This is a genomic window from Marinibactrum halimedae (genome assembly GCF_021234875.1).
GTDB lineage: Bacteria > Pseudomonadota > Gammaproteobacteria > Pseudomonadales > Cellvibrionaceae > Marinibactrum > Marinibactrum halimedae.
Map to the genome: position 1 here is coordinate 222774 of NZ_JAJQVM010000001.1, position 18355 is coordinate 241128.

The 18355-nt window shown below is 44.5% G+C and carries 15 protein-coding genes; 11 read left to right on the forward strand and 4 right to left on the reverse strand.

Annotation, left to right across the window (positions count from 1 at the left end):
* Positions 1-2: 2 nt before the first annotated feature.
* From fabZ to ushA, 5 genes are all read left to right on the forward strand, one after another.
* Positions 3-440, forward strand: coding sequence for a 3-hydroxyacyl-ACP dehydratase FabZ (gene fabZ / locus LU351_RS01005; RefSeq protein WP_232592131.1), 438 nt, complete (start codon positions 3-5; stop codon positions 438-440).
* Between the two features lie 51 nt (positions 441-491).
* Complete coding sequence (gene lpxA / locus LU351_RS01010; protein WP_431310059.1) at positions 492-1271, forward strand: acyl-ACP--UDP-N-acetylglucosamine O-acyltransferase; 780 nt, start codon at positions 492-494, stop codon at positions 1269-1271.
* A gap of 80 nt (positions 1272-1351) precedes the next feature.
* Positions 1352-2485 carry a lipid-A-disaccharide synthase gene (lpxB, locus tag LU351_RS01015; RefSeq protein WP_232592189.1) on the forward strand — a complete coding sequence of 378 codons (1134 nt, stop codon included), beginning with the start codon at positions 1352-1354 and terminating at the stop codon, positions 2483-2485.
* 115 nt (positions 2486-2600) lie between these two features.
* On the forward strand, positions 2601-3176 hold the full coding sequence (gene rnhB / locus LU351_RS01020; protein WP_232592190.1) for a ribonuclease HII: 576 nt from the start codon (positions 2601-2603) through the stop codon (positions 3174-3176).
* A gap of 205 nt (positions 3177-3381) precedes the next feature.
* Entirely contained in the window at positions 3382-4890 is a 1509-nt protein-coding gene (gene ushA, locus LU351_RS01025; protein WP_232592133.1) for a bifunctional UDP-sugar hydrolase/5'-nucleotidase UshA, read from the forward strand.
* A gap of 98 nt (positions 4891-4988) precedes the next feature.
* On the opposite strand, the gene LU351_RS01030 is transcribed toward ushA, so the two are convergent.
* On the reverse strand, positions 4989-6119 hold the full coding sequence (locus LU351_RS01030; RefSeq protein WP_232592134.1) for a pyridoxal-phosphate-dependent aminotransferase family protein: 1131 nt from the start codon (positions 6117-6119) through the stop codon (positions 4989-4991).
* Here LU351_RS01030 and LU351_RS01035 point away from each other — a divergent pair.
* The 3 genes from LU351_RS01035 to LU351_RS01045 all read left to right on the forward strand — a co-directional run bounded on the left by LU351_RS01035 (position 6108) and on the right by LU351_RS01045 (position 9129).
* Positions 6108-6350, forward strand: coding sequence for a hypothetical protein (locus LU351_RS01035; RefSeq protein ID WP_232592135.1), 243 nt, complete (start codon positions 6108-6110; stop codon positions 6348-6350). The two genes, LU351_RS01030 and LU351_RS01035, sit on opposite strands and share 12 nt — an antisense overlap.
* 298 nt (positions 6351-6648) lie before the next feature.
* Positions 6649-7740, forward strand: a complete 1092-nt coding sequence (locus LU351_RS01040) for an acyltransferase family protein (protein ID WP_232592136.1) — start codon at positions 6649-6651, stop codon at positions 7738-7740.
* Between the two features lie 291 nt (positions 7741-8031).
* Positions 8032-9129, forward strand: a complete 1098-nt coding sequence (locus LU351_RS01045; RefSeq protein WP_232592137.1) for a CNNM domain-containing protein — start codon at positions 8032-8034, stop codon at positions 9127-9129.
* Positions 9130-9193: 64 nt separating this feature from the next.
* On the opposite strand, the gene LU351_RS01050 is transcribed toward LU351_RS01045, so the two are convergent.
* Both LU351_RS01050 and gcvP read right to left on the reverse strand, forming a co-directional pair.
* On the reverse strand, positions 9194-10300 hold the full coding sequence (locus LU351_RS01050) for an acyltransferase family protein (RefSeq protein WP_232592138.1): 1107 nt from the start codon (positions 10298-10300) through the stop codon (positions 9194-9196).
* Positions 10301-10829: 529 nt separating this feature from the next.
* Positions 10830-13727 (reverse strand): aminomethyl-transferring glycine dehydrogenase, encoded by a 2898-nt coding sequence (gene gcvP, locus LU351_RS01055; RefSeq protein ID WP_232592139.1) that lies wholly within the window; start codon positions 13725-13727, stop codon positions 10830-10832.
* Positions 13728-14093: 366 nt separating this feature from the next.
* On the opposite strand from gcvP, the gene LU351_RS01060 reads away from it, so the two are divergent.
* The 3 genes from LU351_RS01060 to LU351_RS01070 all read left to right on the forward strand — a co-directional run bounded on the left by LU351_RS01060 (position 14094) and on the right by LU351_RS01070 (position 16865).
* Positions 14094-14822, forward strand: coding sequence for a helix-turn-helix domain-containing protein (locus tag LU351_RS01060; RefSeq protein ID WP_232592140.1), 729 nt, complete (start codon positions 14094-14096; stop codon positions 14820-14822).
* A 163-nt stretch (positions 14823-14985) separates the two neighbouring features.
* The gene (locus tag LU351_RS01065) at positions 14986-16047 is read left to right on the forward strand and encodes a CvpA family protein (RefSeq protein ID WP_232592141.1); all 1062 of its coding nucleotides are present in this window, start codon (positions 14986-14988) and stop codon (positions 16045-16047) included.
* Between the two features lie 95 nt (positions 16048-16142).
* A complete protein-coding gene (locus tag LU351_RS01070; RefSeq protein WP_232592142.1) occupies positions 16143-16865 on the forward strand; it encodes a carbon-nitrogen hydrolase family protein in 723 nt (240 codons plus the stop codon).
* 108 nt (positions 16866-16973) lie between these two features.
* Here the strand turns inward: LU351_RS01070 and LU351_RS01075 are convergent, their stop codons facing one another.
* Entirely contained in the window at positions 16974-18326 is a 1353-nt protein-coding gene (locus LU351_RS01075; RefSeq protein WP_232592143.1) for a sensor histidine kinase, read from the reverse strand.
* Between the last annotated feature and the right edge of the window lie 29 nt (positions 18327-18355).

Genomic DNA, 18355 nt, shown 5'->3' on the forward strand with positions numbered 1-18355 from the left:
CTATGATGGATGTTAATGAGATTAAGCGTTATTTACCTCATCGCTATCCGTTTTTATTGGTAGATCGGGTTGTAGATCTCGTGTTGGGAGAGTCTATACAGGCTTATAAGAATGTGTCGGTTAATGAAGATGTATTTTCTGGCCATTTTCCTCAGGCCCCTATTTTTCCAGGGGTTATGATTGTTGAGGCGTTGGCACAGGTATCTGGGATACTTGGCTTTAAGACAATGGACAAAACGCCAGCAGACGGTTCTATTTATTTATTTGCCGGTGCCGATAATGTGCGTTTTCGCCGACAAGTAGTGCCTGGTGATCGTTTGGATTTGCGATCAAAAGTGATATCCAACCGTCGTGGTATTTGGAAATTTGAATGCGAGGCAAGTGTAGAGGGTGATTTGGCCTGTGCTTGTACCATTCTGTGTGCTGATCGTGCTGTTTAACGCACATGAAAAGCAATATGATTAAAAATAGAAAATGAATCTTAGGAAGTAATAGTGAGTTTAATTGATCCTCGCGCTATCGTTGACCCCTCTGCTAAGTTAGCGGAGTCGGTCAAAGTCGGCCCTTGGTCTATGATAGGGCCAGACGTGGAGATCGGGCCGAATACGGTCATCGAGCCCCATGTGATTCTTAAGGGGCCAACCAAGATTGGTGCGAATAATCACATATACCAGTTTTCTTCCATTGGAGAAGATACGCCAGACCTCAAGTACAAAGGTGAGCCTACTCGTTTGGTGATTGGGAATAACAATGTGATTCGAGAAGGGGTAACCATTCATCGAGGCACTATCCAAGATCGCGAAGAAACGACCATTGGTGATCATAACTTGATTATGGCTTACGCCCATGTTGGTCATGATAGTGTGATTGGCAATCATTGTATTTTAGTTAATAACACTGCTCTTGCCGGGCATGTCCATATTGATGATTGGGCAATCTTAAGCGGTTTCACCCTAGTTCATCAATTCTGTAAAATTGGTCGTCATGCGTTTACAGGCATGGGTACAGCCGTAGGAAAAGATATCCCTGCTTATGTCATGGTGAATGGAAATCCTGCGGCAGCAAAAAGTATTAATGCGGAAGGGCTGCGTCGTCGAGGCTTTGAGAAAAGTGATATCACCTTGATTAACAAGGGGTTCAAACTGATTTATCGCCGAGGTTTGACTAAAGTGGAAGCGATAGATCAACTTAAGCAACTGGATGATCCTAATAGTGTCTTGGCCCCCTTAATCGGCTCGGTGGAAAGTTCTTCTCGGGGTATTGTGCGCTGATTATGGTGAATAACTCAGATACCCATAAATCACAGGCCAATGAAATAGAATTTTCCCCAGACACTGCCCTAGAGATTGTCATGGTTGCTGGTGAAGCATCGGGAGATATTCTTGGTGCTGGGCTTATGGAGAGCCTATTGGCCCGTTTTCCGAATGCTCAATTTAGAGGGATTGGTGGCCCACTGATGATTGAGCAGGGCTTTAAGAGTTTATTTCCTCAAGAGCGTTTAGCGGTCATGGGTATTGTTGAGCCGCTAAAGCGATTACCTGAATTGTTGAGTATTCGCCGAAGTCTTCGACAAGATGCGATTCAAAATCCTCCCAGTGTATTTATTGGAATTGATTCGCCTGATTTTAATTTAGATCTTGAGCTTAAGTTGCGAGAAGCGGGCATTGCGACCGTTCATTATGTGAGCCCCTCTGTGTGGGCCTGGCGTCAGGGCAGGGTCCACAAAATTGCTAAAGCGGTAGATCGCATGTTAACGCTGCTTCCGTTTGAAGCGGCATTTTACAAACAGCATGATGTTCCCGTGACTTTTGTGGGGCATCCACTGGCGGATCAAATCGCAATGGAGCCAGACGTCGTTTCAGCGAGGCAGGTTCTGGGAATTGACCTCCAAGCACAAGTGGTGGCGTTGCTTCCCGGAAGCCGATCGGGAGAAGTAAAATTACTGGCACCTGATTTTATCGAAGCGGCCAAACTGTGTTTTCAAGTGAATCCTCACTTACAGTTTATGATTCCTGCTGCCAATGGAGCCCGTTATGCTCAGTTGGAAGCGTTAATAGAAGACTATCGGGGAACATTACCGATCACATTGGTGGATGGGCAGAGTAAAACCGTTATGGCGGCCGCAGACGCAGTGTTGATGGCCTCTGGTACAACAACGCTTGAAGCGATGCTCTTGAAAAAACCCATGGTGGTAGCTTACCGAATGGCTTGGCTATCGGCGGTGATTCTTTCCAGAATGGTAAAAACGCAATTTATTTCACTGCCTAACTTGTTAGCCGGTGAAGGTTTGGTGCCTGAAGTCCTTCAGAAAGAGGTGACTCCCAAGCGTTTGGCCGATGAGGTTTTAAAGTACTTTCAGCATCCAGAGTCTGTTGAGACCATCACCCAGCGCTTTTATGACATGCATATACATTTAAAGCAGGGTGCCAGTGAAAAAGCGGCAGAAGCCGTGATTGATGTTATCCAGTCTAAGTCGTTGTCTTAATTCGTATTCTTTTAATTGTGTTACCCTAAGTTTTCGTGGTGATAAACGTATCGGTGTAAGTACACCGTTGCTTTGAGGTTGAGTCGTGGATGTATTCGTAAGTTCGTACCAAGGTCTGTTGGGGGCCGGTGTTGATGAGGTTGGCAGAGGTCCTTTAGCTGGGGATGTGGTGACTGCAGCTGTCATCTTAGACCCAAAACGGCCTATTGAAGGGCTTGCGGACTCTAAAAAGCTGACTGAAAAAAAGCGTAATTATCTGTTTGATCAGATTCAACAAGAAGCGATGTGCTTTTGTATTGCCAGAGCCAGTATTGAGGAAATTGACCAGATCAATATTTTACAGGCAAGCTTATTGGCCATGGCGAGGGCGGTTGAGGGGCTCAGTATTCAACCCGAGCATGTCTGGGTAGACGGCAATCGCTTACCCAAATGGCACTACGCCAGTGAAGCGGTGGTCAAAGGGGATGCCCGTGTGCCTGCCATTGCAGCGGCCTCCATTTTGGCGAAAGTGACTCGTGACCGAGAAATGATCGAGTTCGACCAAATTTACCCAGGTTATGGTTTTGCCAGCCATAAGGGCTATCCCACAAAAGCGCATTTGGCGGCCATTGAGCGGTTGGGTGTGACTCCAATACATCGGCTTTCCTATGGGCCGGTGAAAGCGATTGTTGAGCAGCAGCCTTTATTTTAGTCTTCTCTTTTTTAGCTTCTGCTTTTTGTCTTAATTATCCCTATTTTGGCACTTAAATTTATTTTAGTGTGAGATATACTGCCGGCATTCTATCCAGACGCGACCTGTATTGCCTATGTTCTCACGTTTGAACTCTTGCCTTTTCTTAACCCGCTGCACGCCTTTCGTACTTTGGTGTGGCCTTTTACCGTTACTAACCAGTTGCTTGGCTGAGACCGCTCCTGAGCCTTCGATTCGTTTGACGATTTTGCACACCAACGATCACCATGGCCGCTTTTGGCATAACCAGCACGGTGAATATGGCTTAGCCGCAAGAAAGACAGTGGTGGACACCATTCGAAAAGAGGTGTCAGCTCAAGGTGGGTATACGTTGTTATTATCAGGGGGTGATATTAACACTGGCGTTCCAGAATCAGACCACCAAGATGCTGAGCCGGATTTTAAAGGCATGAATTGGTTAGGATACGATGCCATGGCGGTGGGTAATCATGAATTTGACAACCCATTGAAGGTATTACGCAAACAACAGCAATGGGCAGAATTTCCTTTTTTGGCGGCCAATATTTATAACCGAAAAGGCCAACGTCTTTTTGACCCTTACAAAATTTTTTCATTCGGTGGAATAGACATCGCTGTCATTGGTTTGACCACCCACGAAACAGCCAATATTGGCAACCCTAACTATATAAAGCGCTTACGTTTCCGTATGCCAGAGGTGGAAGCGTTTGACATTTTAGAGGAAGTGAATACGCGTTCTCATGTACAAATTGCGCTGACACACATGGGGCATCATGAATACGATATAGGTTCGGATGTCACCTTGGCAGAGAGTGTCGAGGGGTTAGATTTAATTGTGGGGGGGCATTCAGCTGAAGTCATTTGTGTGGATGAGCGCAAGCAGTTACTGCATAAATATTCTCCTGGTACACCCTGTCGGCCAGATCGTAGAAATGGCACTTGGATTGTGCAAGCTCAAGAGTGGGGGCGTTATGTTGGTCGTATGGATTTACAGATTACTGGTCGTAAAGTGAAGCTTCTTAATTATCAATTAATCCCTATCAATTTGACGGAAGAAATTGAGGGGGAGCGTCAATTCATTGGAGAATATATTCAGCCAGATCAAGAGTTACAAGCGTTTTTAAACGTCTATCAGCAACGGGGTATGAGTTCTCTTCAACAGCCGTTAACTGTGACAAGCGATACTTTTTTAAGAGAAGATCGTAGCCGCTTCCCGAATTCCAGTCCATTAGGGGTATTACTCTCTCGTAGTTTAATGATGTCGGTGGGTGCGGATGTGGCGATCTATAACGCAGGGGGGATTCGAGATGGATTTACACCAGGTATTATTACTCGAAAAGCCGTATTACAAGTGACTCCATTCAATAATAAAATTTGCTATGTGGATTTATCTGGCAAAGAGCTGATTGACTATCTAAGTAATGCTGAAATTTTTCCAAGTAATCAGATGGGTGCTGAATTTGCCGGTTTTACACTGACAAATAATGGAACGCAGATTGTATTAACGAAAACAGGGCAGCCGATTGATCTAGGTGCGCAATACCGCTTGGCATTAAGTAGTTATTTGGCGGCAGGGGGTGATAATTTTCCCCCTGTGACAAAACACAGCACTTTTGTGAATACTCGAATCGATGAAAAAGAAGCGTTGTATGCCTTTTTAAAGCAGCACGATATTTTATCGTTAGAAGACTTTTAAGGTTAATTACCTAAATGGATACCTTTGTTTTTAAACGGGTAAATGGCTTTCAAAAAAACCATACGATAGTCTTCGCATGGTTTTTTTATACGTTCAAATTAACCAATAACCGCTTTGAGTGCCGAGATGCACTTTTCTACATTCTCTGGTTTGGCAGAGTAGCCCATTAATCCAATTCGCCAGACTTTCCCTGCAAAATTGCCCAGTCCTGCACCGATTTCGAGATTAAAATCTTCCAGTAGTTGTTTACGAATCGTTGCATCATCCAAGCCTTCGGGTATCCAAACTGAATTCAGTTGAGGTAGTCGATAGCTTTCTTCAACAACAAATTGAATGCCTAATTCTTCCAAACCTAATTTTAATTGGTTGTGCATGGATTGATGGCGAGCAAAAGCGTTTTCTAACCCTTCTTGTTTGAGCATGACCAGAGATTCGTGCAAGGCATACATAGCATTGACTGGAGCGGTATGGTGATACGCTCGTTTCGCGCCGCCACCCCAATATCCCATCACGAGATTTTTATCTAAAAACCAGCTCTGTACTTTTGTCTTGCGGGCATGAATGCTTTCAACCGCTTCTTGACTGAAGGTAACCGGTGAAATGCCCGGCACGCAAGATAAACACTTCTGCGTGCCAGAGTAAGCCGCGTCGATACCCCATTCATCTATCTTTAATTCGATACCACCCAATGCGGTTACGGTATCCGCGATCACCAAACAATTGTGGGCTTTGCCGAGCTTGGCGATGGCTTCGGCGTCAGATCGCACGCCCGTAGAGGTTTCTGCGTGAACAAAGGCAAGTACTTTTGCAGTCGGGTTGGCTTTGAGTGCATCTTCTACCTTTTGCGGGTCGACAGGTTTGCCCCATTCGTCATCGACTCGAATCGCATTAGCGCCACAACGCTCTACATTTTCAATCATACGGGTGCCGAACACACCATTAACACACACAATGGCGGTATCACCAGGTTCGAGCAAATTGACAAAGCATGCCTCCATACCGGCTGATCCAGGGGCTGATATTGGCATGGTTAATGGATTCTGAGTTTGGAAAGCGTACTGAAGCAGTTGTTTCGTTTCATCCATTAAGCGAATAAATTCGGGGTCAAGGTGACCAATAGTGGGTCGGCCAAGCGCCTCCAAAACTCTTGGGGATACATCGGAAGGTCCTGGGCCCATCAATGTTCTTTGAGGGGGGATGAAGGAGGTAAACTCTGTTTGAGTGCTCATAGGGTTTCCTTAATTAATCATGACTCTAGGATTCACGTTAGTTATGCGTTGCTTCCTCTTTCGGGAAGCTGCTTTTCACTTAAGCATTATTCAGTCAGTGCTATTCAGTATTCAGTCAGTGCTATTCAGTATTCCGTCAGTGCTATCAAAAAGTATGAACAGGCAGACTTAGAGCCTAGCGTTCGGTATGTGCTAGCACTATGGCCTATTCGTGCCAGCGAGCGGCAATAAACTCCAATATAGACTTCTTGGCTCGTTTCTTACACAACGGCTGTCGCTCCTTGGGTGGCCTATGCTAGATAGCCGTCTTTATGGCGCATAATTGATTGTTTTTTGTTAGGTTGTTTTTTATGCCATTAATTTAGTCTCTGGCGCCTCTTTCTGCTCTTTTTGGAATAAAACTGTGTCACAATAATTTTGAGAAATGGTTGCAGCTTTTTTATAACTAAAATGATTTTTGAAAAATAATCGTTTTCTTAAGTTGGCACGGTATAGGACCTTAACTTTCATATTCCAAGGAATGGTCGCTATGAGTCAGAGAGTTGTTTTAATCGACATCGCTAAAGGCATTAGTATCGGTCTTGTTGTTCTTGGGCATGTGGAGATTTTCCGAGTATCTCCCCTTAATGATGCAATGTCGTTGTTTCGAATGCCGCTGTTTTTTTTCTTATCAGGTGTTTTTTTCAGTATTGCTTATACCCCTCGACAATTTTTCTTAAAAAAAAGCGATGAATTACTAAAACCGTATTTTGTGACCTCTATTGGTGTCATGCTTTTGCTGGGTGTAGTGGCAGCAAGGCACGGTAATCTCACACAGGTGATTGTGCAAATGTGGGAGGCATTCATTGGTATTGTCTATGGTAATCGTGACACCATTCGTTGGGGGCCGATGTGGTATCTCACGCACTTGTGGCTTGTATTTGTTGCAGCGTATTTATTGTTTCGATTCACTCGTTTGTCGGAACGAAGATTGTGGGTTCAAATATTAACCATTACTGGGTTATTGATTTCCGGTAAGTTCTTGGCCGAAGCTGTACCCGATGTGGCGCTTTCCACAGGCGTCGGGAGTGTTTCTTCAAACGGATTACCCTTTCGGTTTGATTCTGTTTTATTGAGTTTGGCCTTTTTTGCTTCAGGACGCCTTTGTCGCCAACAGGTCGTTGATTTTCAACCTAATACTTTACTGTGTGGCGTTGCTTTGGCAGTGTTCCTGAGTATTGCAACCTTTACTGATGCTTTGATCGATTTAGGTGTTGCTCGGTATGAATCACCCATTTGGGCAACCCTAGCTTCAATTTCTGGGCTGTATGTTGTACTGACGCTATCTTATTGGATAGCCCGTGTTAGTTGGTTTTCAACAGGGCTAATGGTCTTGGGAAATGGAAGCTTATTTATTCTGATCTTCCACTATTATCCACTGTATAAAATTTCCCAAACCTTAGAAAACTTATTCGGCGCAGATCTCATTATCGTGTCTTCAGCTTTAGCCTATGTACTTTCAATTTTATTATCATTGATGATTCGGTGGGTAATATTGAGAATGAAACTATTAAGTTGGTGCTATTTTCCGATTTATGCCAAAACACGCCTGAATCGTACACCGGCTGTGCAAACAGTTTGAATTTTCTGTTAATTCACCTGTATTGATCCACTGATCATTCAGCTGCCTATTACTGAATGGTCTGATGTTATTCTGATATGAATTATGTGAACTAAACCATTGCCATCGTGCAATGGTTAAGGTGTTGTTAAACTTCTATTTTGCGTACACTGATGAATGTGTATCACTGATGAATGTGTATCACTGATGAATGTGTATCACTGATGAATGTGTATCACTGATGATTGTTATTTAAAAAACGCAAAATGGCAGAGTGATAGTCGAATAATTATAGTCACTGGATAACACCCCATGGTTCTTCTCGTCGCTTACGTCGTTTTAGCGGTTGGTATTTCTTTTTTGTGCTCAATTGCTGAAGCGGTGATTTTAAGTGTTACCACGTCATACATTGCTGCGCTTGAACAGCAAGGCAAGCCCTCTGGTCGACGGCTTAAAACGTTAAAATCTGATATCAATAGCCCCCTCGCCGTTATTCTCACCTTAAATACCATTGCTCATACCGTGGGTGCTGCCGGAGCTGGCGCACAGGCGGCGATGTTGTTTGGGAATGTCTATATGGGCATATTCTCAGGTGTGTTAACGCTGGTTATTCTTATTTTTTCTGAAATTATTCCTAAGGCTTTGGGTGCCCAATATTGGCGAATGTTAGCACCTACTACGGCATTTGTTTTATCTTCTTTAGTCCGTTGGATGGGACCGTTTGTCTGGCTCACCAAGAAAATTACGGAACGGATGGAGCATTCAGAGGCCACTTTAAAAGGTTTTAGCCGCCAGGAATTTGCGGCCATGGCAGAATTGGGCCGAGAAGAGGGGGAGTTAACACAGCAAGAGTCGGTTGTATTACGGAATGTCTTTTTATTGGGGGAGCGCAGCGTTAATGCCGCAATGACACCTCGGCCTGTTGTGTTGGGTTTTGATGAGGCGGCCACTTTGGCGTCGTTGCGTGAAAAAATCGAAGCAGCATCGTTTTCACGATTGCCTATTTATTCTGAACCGGAAAAAGTAACCGGTTTTGTATTACGTAGTGATTTGTTATTGGCTTTCATGCGAGGACAAGATCAAGATTGTTTGCAAACGTATGCACGAGATTTGCCGGCAATTGTGGGAGAAGCAAGTTTACTTCAGGCGTTTGAAACCATGATTAGCCGTGATGCACATATGTTGCTGGTGGTCGATGAATACGGTGGTATGCGTGGCATATTGACCATGGAGGATATTTTTGAAAACTTATTGGGTACTAACATCGTCGATGAACGAGATTCGGTGGTGAGTATGAAAAAGTTAGCGAAACGTTTAGGGTCGGTGCGTTGGCGAAAAATGGGGGTAAGAAGTGGGGAGGCCGACTTTTCTGAAAAAACACCGCGCCCCCCTAAAAAGGGTGGCGACTAAACTAACTTATACAGTAAGAATTAAAATGGAAAGATAAAGTGTATTAATATTAAGTGTATTAAGATTAAGCGTTCAACATATAGACACCATAAGCTGTACCTGCAATTACTGTCAGATACGCCGATGCAGTGAAGAATTTCCCCAATTTTTCAGTATAGATTTTGCTTCTCATCGCCAATACTTTACGTTCGATAAACCAATATAGAAAGGCTGCAATTCCCAAGCTGAGGAGGGAGGCAAGTAATTGCCTTAATGGTGAGTCCCGAAGGCCAAAGGGGTCGAGCACCATATTAAAAACAAAGACGCCGATCCAATGATTGAGATACAGCGGGTAGGACATACCTCCGAGAAGTGCACCGTATTTATGTTGCTTGCCGTGTATGGCAAAAAATAGAACCACGGCAATGGAAAACAGTGGTGAATACCAATAGAAATGATCGTCGAAAATAAACCCTAAAGTACACAGGGCAATAACAATTCCAAAGGCCAATCGTGCTTTGGCATTGTTGTAGAAATCTCCGTAACGCTTTGCCAGGATAGCGGCAAGTACACCGAGTGAAATAGGAGCGTAAATTTCAAAGTACCAGGAAACCCCGGCAAACAGTACCCATGTGACGGGGCTGCGACCAAATGATGCGAGAATAACAAGAAAGATGGGCGCCCAGAGATAAAACTGTTCTTCGGCGTTTACACTCCAAACGTGGTTGCCGGTGCCGTCCAGTGGCATACATTGGACGCAGTCGGCCAGTTGTGGTGTACCAAAGATATTGTATACCCACGTGATTTTGTAAATAACAAATTCAAACCACTTTGTATCAATGGGGTCTTTTAAAATACTAGCGGCGATCATGGCGCCGACAGCAAGGTAGTATGGAATCCAAATTCGAATGGCGCGGTTAAAGTAAAAGCGGGGTAATTTATGGCGGGGTGTTTCAAGTAAAATACTGCCAATTAACCAACCGCTCATGGCAAAAAAAACATCTACTGCTAAGGCACCACTGTGATGCCATCCAATAACATCATCATGGTGAAGCATCACCACAGACGCCAATAATATTCTCAAATAATCAAAATAAGGAAAATAACTTGCCTCTTGGGCTGTATTATCAAGAGAGGTGAGTTTTCGGGTCGTTGCTGTCAGTGGCGTTTCAATCATTTCATTTTTTGTCATGAGAGTGTGAGCATCCTTGGCAAAAGGGATGGGTATCGGTTGTTGTCCACGATGAGTATTTTTATAAAACCACTCGACTGCTCTGTGATTCGACTACTATAACGCGACGTACGATTTAGATCACATACCATCTTCGACGTACATTGTACGGGCATTGTTAAATCTATAAACCTCTATACCAGAGAAAATCGTCAACTTCATGAAAAAAGTGCTCTAGTTAAAATTGTATATAAAACTGTGTCAAATAAAGAGGTCGATGGTGGTCTGCTCTCAAAAAATGCTCTCAAAGAAAGTGATTTAAGAATTTATGACAAAAAAATGAACGCGGGAAAGTGAAACAGAAGGTGAGAAGAAAGCAGAAATTATCTTGTTAGAAATTACTTCAGTAATAATTACTTTGAATAAAAAGAGCGGGCACAAGGTGCCCGCTAAATTTTACTTGGGTTGTAGAAGTCCATAAGGGCTCATTTTTGCGGACGATCCCCAAAGTCCGTAAAACGCTATTGTTCGAGATTAATATTGTTCGCGGTTAATCCATGTAATTTTCAATACTTGGGCACGAGCAAATTAAGTTTCGATCACCATAAACATTGTCTACGCGATTCACGGACGGCCACACTTTGTGTTGTTTCAACCAAGTGGCTGGGCGTGCGGCGGTTTCACGAGAGTAAGGACGATCCCAATCACCGAGTAAGTCGTCTTGTGTGTGGGGTGCTCGGCGCAGCGGGTTATTGTCAGCAGGCCAGTTGCCAGATTCCACTTCAGCGATTTCTTTTCGAATGGTAATCATCGCTTCGATAAAACGATCCAGCTCATGCTTGGACTCGGATTCTGTAGGCTCGATCATTAACGTGCCGGCCACTGGGAAGCTCATGGTGGGAGCGTGGAAACCGAAATCCATTAAGCGTTTGGCGATGTCTTCTTCCGTAATGCCGCTGCTGTCTTTGATGGGGCGCAGGTCGAGTAAGCATTCGTGGGCAATGAAGCCATTCTTGCCTTTGTACAAAATGGGGTAATGGTCTTCTAAACAACGAGCCACATAATTGGCATTGAGAATGGCCATTTCAGTGGCGCGACGCATTCCCGTCTGGCCCATCATTCGAATGTACATCCAGCTAATCGGGAGAATACTGGCCGAGCCCCAAGGCGCCGCAGAAATAGTGCCGTTAATGGCTTCTGTGCCAGGTACCGGTTGCACTGGGTGTGCCGGTAAAAACGGTGCCAAGTGAGAAGCAACACCGATTGGCCCCATTCCAGGGCCACCGCCGCCGTGAGGGATACAGAATGTTTTGTGTAAATTCAAATGAGACACATCACCGCCAAATTTACCCGGTGCCGCCAATCCGACCAGCGCGTTCATGTTGGCCCCATCGATATAAACTTGAGCACCAATGGCATGCATTTTTTCGCACACGGTGGTGACGTTTTCCTCGAAAACGCCGTGGGTCGATGGGTAGGTGATCATGATTGCTGCGACACGTTCACCATGTTGGGTGATTTTCTCGTCAAGGCTGTTAAGGTCGATATTGCCTTGGTCGTCGCAGGCAACCACCACCACACCCATACCCGCCATTTGAGCCGAGGCTGGGTTGGTGCCGTGGGCAGAAGCAGGAATTAAGCATAAATTACGTTGGTTTTCGCCACGGCTTTCAAAGTACTTTTTGATGGCCACTAAGCCTGCGTATTCGCCCTGAGAACCAGCATTGGGTTGAAGGCTGATGGCGTCGTATCCTGTACAAGCTTTCAACATTTGCTCCAGCTCGTTGAAGAGTTGGGTGTAGCCTTGAGCCTGATCAATTGGGGCAAACGGATGTAATCCGCCGAATTCACGCCAGGTCACTGGAATCATTTCAGCGGTAGCGTTGAGTTTCATGGTACAAGAACCGAGCGGAATCATACTTTCATTGAGGGCAATATCTTTGGCCTCAAGGCGCTTCAAGTAGCGCAACATTTCCGATTCGCTATGGAAACGATTGAAGTTTTCGTGGCTGAGTATGTCGTCTTCGCGCAGTAAACTTTCTTCAATACCGTGAAATTGCGATTGCAGAGTCTTATCCAGTGAGGCCAAGTCCACGAGCTGGTTCTTTTTACCGAACAGACGCACTAGAGCAGACACGTCTTCTAGGCGGGTGGTTTCATTGAGGCTAATGCCCACTTTGCCATCGAGTAAACGCAGGTTGATGCCAGCATCGAGTGCGGCTTTGTAAATACTGGCGGTTTCTTCTCCGGTATTCACGGTTAAGGTATCGAAGTAGGCGTCATTCTCTAGTGAGTAACCCTTAGTTTTCAACGCACTGGCAAGCAGGCCCGTTAACCGATGTACGCGGTGAGCGATCCGTTTCAAACCATCCGGACCGTGGTAAATGGCATAAAATGCGCTGATTACGGCCAGTAAAACTTGTGATGTACAGATATTGGAATTGGCTTTCTCGCGGCGAATGTGTTGCTCACGAGTTTGCATGGCCATGCGTAAAGCTTGTTTGCCATTGGCATCAATCGAGACACCAATAATTCGGCCAGGTGCTGAGCGTTTGTATTTATCGCGGAATCCGAAGAAGGCAGCGTGTGGTCCGCCAAAGCCCATCGGCACACCAAAACGTTGGCTACTACCCACCACTACGTCCGCGCCCATGCTTCCCGGTGATTTCAAGAGAACGAGACTCAGCAAATCTGCTGCGACAGTAACTAAAGCGTTCTTTTCGTGTGCGTTACGAATAGTATGGGTCAAGTCCTTCACTTCACCATTGCTGCCGGGGTATTGCAGCAACACACCAAAACAGTCGTGCTCTTTCAGCAGGGAATCTACGTTACCCACCAATACGTTGAAGCCAAAATGTTCGGCACGGGTTTGAACCACCGCTAGGGTTTGGGGGTGGGTTTGCTCATCCACAATAAAGTTATCGGAAGGGTTACGCTTCTGTTGGCGTTTGCACATGGTCATGGCTTCTGCAGCGGCAGTCCCTTCGTCCAGCATGGAGGCATTGGCCAAGTCCATACCGGTTAAGTCCATCACCATTTGTTGAAAGTGCAGCAGCGCTTCCAATCGGCCTTGGGAAATTTCAGGTTGATAGGGGGTATAGGCGGTATACCAACCAGGGTTTTCCAGAACATTGCGTAAAATCACATGAGGCACATGGGTGTCGTGATAGCCCATGCCAATGTAGCTTTTGAAAACCTGGTTTTTTTCGGCAAGTGTTTTCAGTTCTGCTAACGCTTGAGTCTCGCTTTGTGCTTGCTCTAGCGCCAAATCGTCACGTTTAGCGATTTGTTCTGGAACGGTTTTTTCGATGAGCGTTTGTACACTTTCGACGCCCAGGGTTTCTAGCATTGCTTGCACTTGGGGGTCATTGGGGCCGATATGTCGTTGAATAAATTCGTCGTCATACTGCAAGGCAGAGAGAGGCGCATTGTGCAGTGGATTCGTCATTGCATTACCCTTATGTACTCGTACTTAACTCAAAGGTGGGGCGATGAATGATGATTCGCCCAAGACCCGGATCGTAATTTGCCCGTTTGTTCACCAAATAAACACAGCTATTCAGTAACAGGTTTGAAAACGGGCGCGATTTTAGCAACCTAGTTTCCTATCGGCAATTTGTATTTCCTATAAGAAACTTTTTATTGCAATAGAAACTTTACGCTTTTGACGCCATATCAGTTTTTTGGCCGCTCGTTGGTCATTTTTCTCATCAAATGATGAGTGGGGGCGTTCATCAGAGCGCAAGTGTGATTTCAAGCTATTGATAACCAAGGTATTGATAAACAAGATACCAATAACAATGCAGGACTAAGTATGGCTGATCGTAAAACCGTGAGTGACATTGAGACAGCATCGAAGGAAAAAAATGACGCCCAGACTAAGCAAAGTGTGGTCGATGAGCAGCAAGGTGTTGTCAGTGGCCAGACTGTCACGCCAGATGGCCCGATTATGAATATTCAAGTTGGCGAAAACGAAAAGCGTGTCCAGCCTATTCAATTGGGCGAACGCTTAAAAGAGCTGCGCTTGTCGCAAAATTTAACGTTGGAAGAAGCGAGCCAGCGCACGGGCCTTGCGCGGTCCACGTTATCTAAAATTGAGAACGAGCAAATCTCCCCTACATTTCAAGCGCTACAAAAGTTGGCGGCGGGTTTGGGGTTAGATATTCCTCAGATTTTTGCACCACCTGAAGAGGGGCCAGAAGCCAATGGTCGACGCGATATTACTCGTGACGGTGCAGGCAAGCCGCATCCGACGACAACGTATGAGCATGAGCTGCTGGCAGTGGATATTAGTCGCAAAAAAATGATGCCGTTCAAGTGCACAGTGCGGGCACGTCGATTTGAGGACTTTGACGGGTGGGTTCGTCATGAAGGGGAGGAGTTTTTATTGGTGCTCACCGGTGCCATTGCCGTGTACACCGAGTTCTATGAGCCCGTGACACTCAAGGAAGGGGATAGCATGTATTACGATGCGAGAATGGGGCATTGTTTGGTTTCTGTCAGTGACACCGATGCGCAAGTATTATGGGTAACCGCTCCTTAAAGTCGGGTTCTGTGATTGATCTTTTTTAATCCTTACTTTTTCATTAACGGCTTGCTTGGCTCTCGAATGTTTTATTTCCGTTGCAGTTAAAATCTTTGGTGTATCAGAAATGTTATATACACAGTGAGGGCAGAGAGAATCGAATTTTAATAAAGGAGCTTTTATGCAAGCGATAGTGTCGGGTGACGTCGCACACATTATTGGCTGGTGCATTATTTTATTTCCCGTGATGATGGGGGCGTGGCGCGGTTGGCGTAAGGGTATATGGCTGAGTATTTTTGATTTACTGGGGTTGGTACTCGCTTATGCAATGGTGTGGTTTTATACCGATGAGATGAGAGCTTGGGTAGATAGCCAAACCATGTTGTCAGGGCTCAAATTGCACTGGTTAAGTGTAACGTTATTGTTCGTTGGTACACTTGTGATTACGGCTGTTTTTTCTCGATTAATTATTCACTTCTCGCCCTTGCGCTACAAAAGTATTGCCTCCAGAGTCAGTGGTTTAGGAGTGGGTACGCTCTATGGCAGTATGGTGATGTTGATCACGGTGTGGTTTATTTTACTGCTAATAGAGATGCAGCCGATGGATACTCAATTGGCTTATTCGAATATTCACAATGAAACACAACTTCACAATGAAATAAATGCTAACTATGAAATACCACCTCAAAATGAAACAACAGAGCTTGTTAACACTCATCAAAGGATGTTTCCAAAGGATGTGGTATTGCTCGCGAAAAAGTTGGTGAATCCTGTTTTAACTGGGTGGTTGAGCCAATCTGAAGATGTTCAGGCGCCTTTGGTAGCGGTAATGGTTGAACAGCCCCAAGCAACCTTGGGTGCCTTTCGTGGTTTGTACAAAGAGCCTATGTTTTCGGTTTTTATGAACGACCCTTACTCTCAGGAGTTAATGGCCAATAGCAATCTTGATGGATTAATGAATGAAGCCATCTATCGAAATTTAAGTGCCAGCGAGGGTGCTGATCAATTGAAAACATTTTTTGAAGAACAGGCATTAGGCGACGATGGGAATGCAGTGCTTGCACAAACTATGATCACATTTTATCACAAAATTGGTTATCTTCAGGCAGATCCAAAATTTCAACAGCTACAGCAAGACCCAGAATTGCAATCCTTATTAAAAGAAGGGGATCTCTGGGCACTGTTGAATAACGATTCATTTAATGAGTTGGCAGGCATGTTGATTGATGCGAAAAATCATTGACTCGAAAAACAAATCAACGTTTGTCGATATTAAAGCGTTTGTCGGTATTAAATTTGTCGGTATTAATTTGTCGGTATTAAAATAGAGAGGTGTAAATGCGCATTGCTGCTGCACAGTGTGAGACGGTAGCTGGAGATATTCAAGAAAATAGCCATCGTCATTATGAACTGATTCATAAGGCTGCGAAGCAGAAAGTGGATTGTATTGTGTTTTCGGAATTGTCGTTAACAGGCTATGAGCCAAAACATGCCAAGGATTTGGCCCTGCAGCCATCTTCATCGATATTGGATAGCTTCCAGCAATTGAGCGACCACTATAGCATGATGATCTCTTTGGGAGCGCCACTGCAAAGCCGTGATCTTCCTTTTATTGGAATGGTGACTTTTACACCAAATGAGAAACGACAATGGTACGCAAAGCGACGATTATTTTCTGGCGAGTTGCCGTTTTTTTCTGCTGGCACTTCTTTGCGTTGTTTGACTTGGGGGGACGAGCAGATAGGCCCCGCAATTTGTTATGAGTCTTGTCAACCTGAGCATGTCGCCGAAGTGGTGCAAGCGGGTGCAACGGTTTACATGGCCAGTGTGGCAAAATCTGCCACAGATGTAAAAAAGGCAATACCTTTTTATCAGAAGGTCGCACGAGAACAAAGAATAGTTGTGATTATGTCAAACTGTATGGGGCCGTGCGATGATTTTGTGGGGGCAGGTTCATCCGCTGTTTGGGATAGAAATGGGCAATGTGTGGCAGCGTTAAATCAAGAGCAAATAGGATTGGTGGGGTATGATACATTGAGTAGAAATGGCTTTATTGCATAGTCATGATACTGCTTCAATTTTCAGAAAATAAGAATAAGTGTCGATGCACGATACTTATTCAGCTTAAATCACTTTCAGTCTAAATATTAAAATGAAGCCTGCCATAAGTCACAGTTGTTTTTCCTCCGTCGGGATAGACAGGGTAAATAACGCGCCGCCTAAGTCAGCGCTAGGCTGAACCGAGATTTTTCCTTTATGTAATGTGATGACACGTTTAACAATGGCCAACCCTAACCCATAACCTCTTCCTTCATCTCCAATAGTATTTTGCTTAGATACATACTCTTTATTACCACTACGCTTAAAGGGTTCGAAAATAATTTGTTGATCTTCCGTCATGACACCTTCGCCATCATCTTCAACCGAAAGATAGATAAACTGACTATTTTTTTTGCCAATGGATATGTTGATTCGTGTTTTGGTATGTCGTCCTGCATTAGCAATCAGGTTGTTTGCTGCTAGTGAAAGTAGTGTTGGGTCTGCAAAAAATTTTATTTTGTCAGGTATATTCACAGAAATGTTAATCGATTTTTTGGTGAATGTAGCAGTTCGTTTAAATTTATGAATGATATCATCCATCCATTCTTTTGCAGGTATGGATTGGGGATTAACAGGTACGTCTGGTTGGTCGAGTTTGGTGAAGTTTAAAATAGTATCTAACAGTTCATCAATGTCTTGAATATCTTGTTTGATGGCATGAAGCTCATTGTGATTGCCTAATTCATTTTTTAGTAAAGCAATTGAGAAATGAATTCGAGCTAATGGTGTTCGTAGTTCATGAGATAAGACGCCGGTCAGTTCTTTCTGTAAATTAATTAAGCTTCGAATTTTGCTTGCCATGGAGTCAATGCTGGTTGCCAGCCCTGTTAGGGCAGAACGGTTTTTTAATTCAGGCAATGGGCTTTGGTAATTATCACTGAATTGTTGTAGTGCTTTGTTGAGTCTTTCAATATCAATCAGTAATGGTCTTATCCAGACGGCTACCAATACAAAAATAGCACCGTAAAAAATCGCTGGTATCCACCGGATGATGGTAGGAAAGGTATCGACAGAGGTGTGATCGGGCAGAGGCCCAAACGTGATGAATGAGTGGTGTCGGTTTAAACGCACATAAAGATTGGCTTCATCAGAGTGATCATAAATAATGTCGACATCGCTCATGTCAGCAGAAGGGTCGATTTGAATCGCTTGGGAAGTATGTAGGGTATAGTGAAAAGGCAATTCCAGAGAGTCTAACAGGGTAGGCCACTGCGAAGGTTCTGAATTATTTAATTGATATTGCAGGTTTTGCCCCAAAAGGTGGAGCCAAACGTCTTCATTCACAGTGGGTTCTTGAAGGTGACGCAGTACGCCATCCAGCACGATGCCCAACCCAGCCAATCCAATTACGACAATGACGTAAAATCGAATCAATAGTCGCTGTGATTGCCAATACTGTTTGACGAAAGTTGAATTTACCATAGTTGGTTTTATTGTGGTTGCTTTTATTT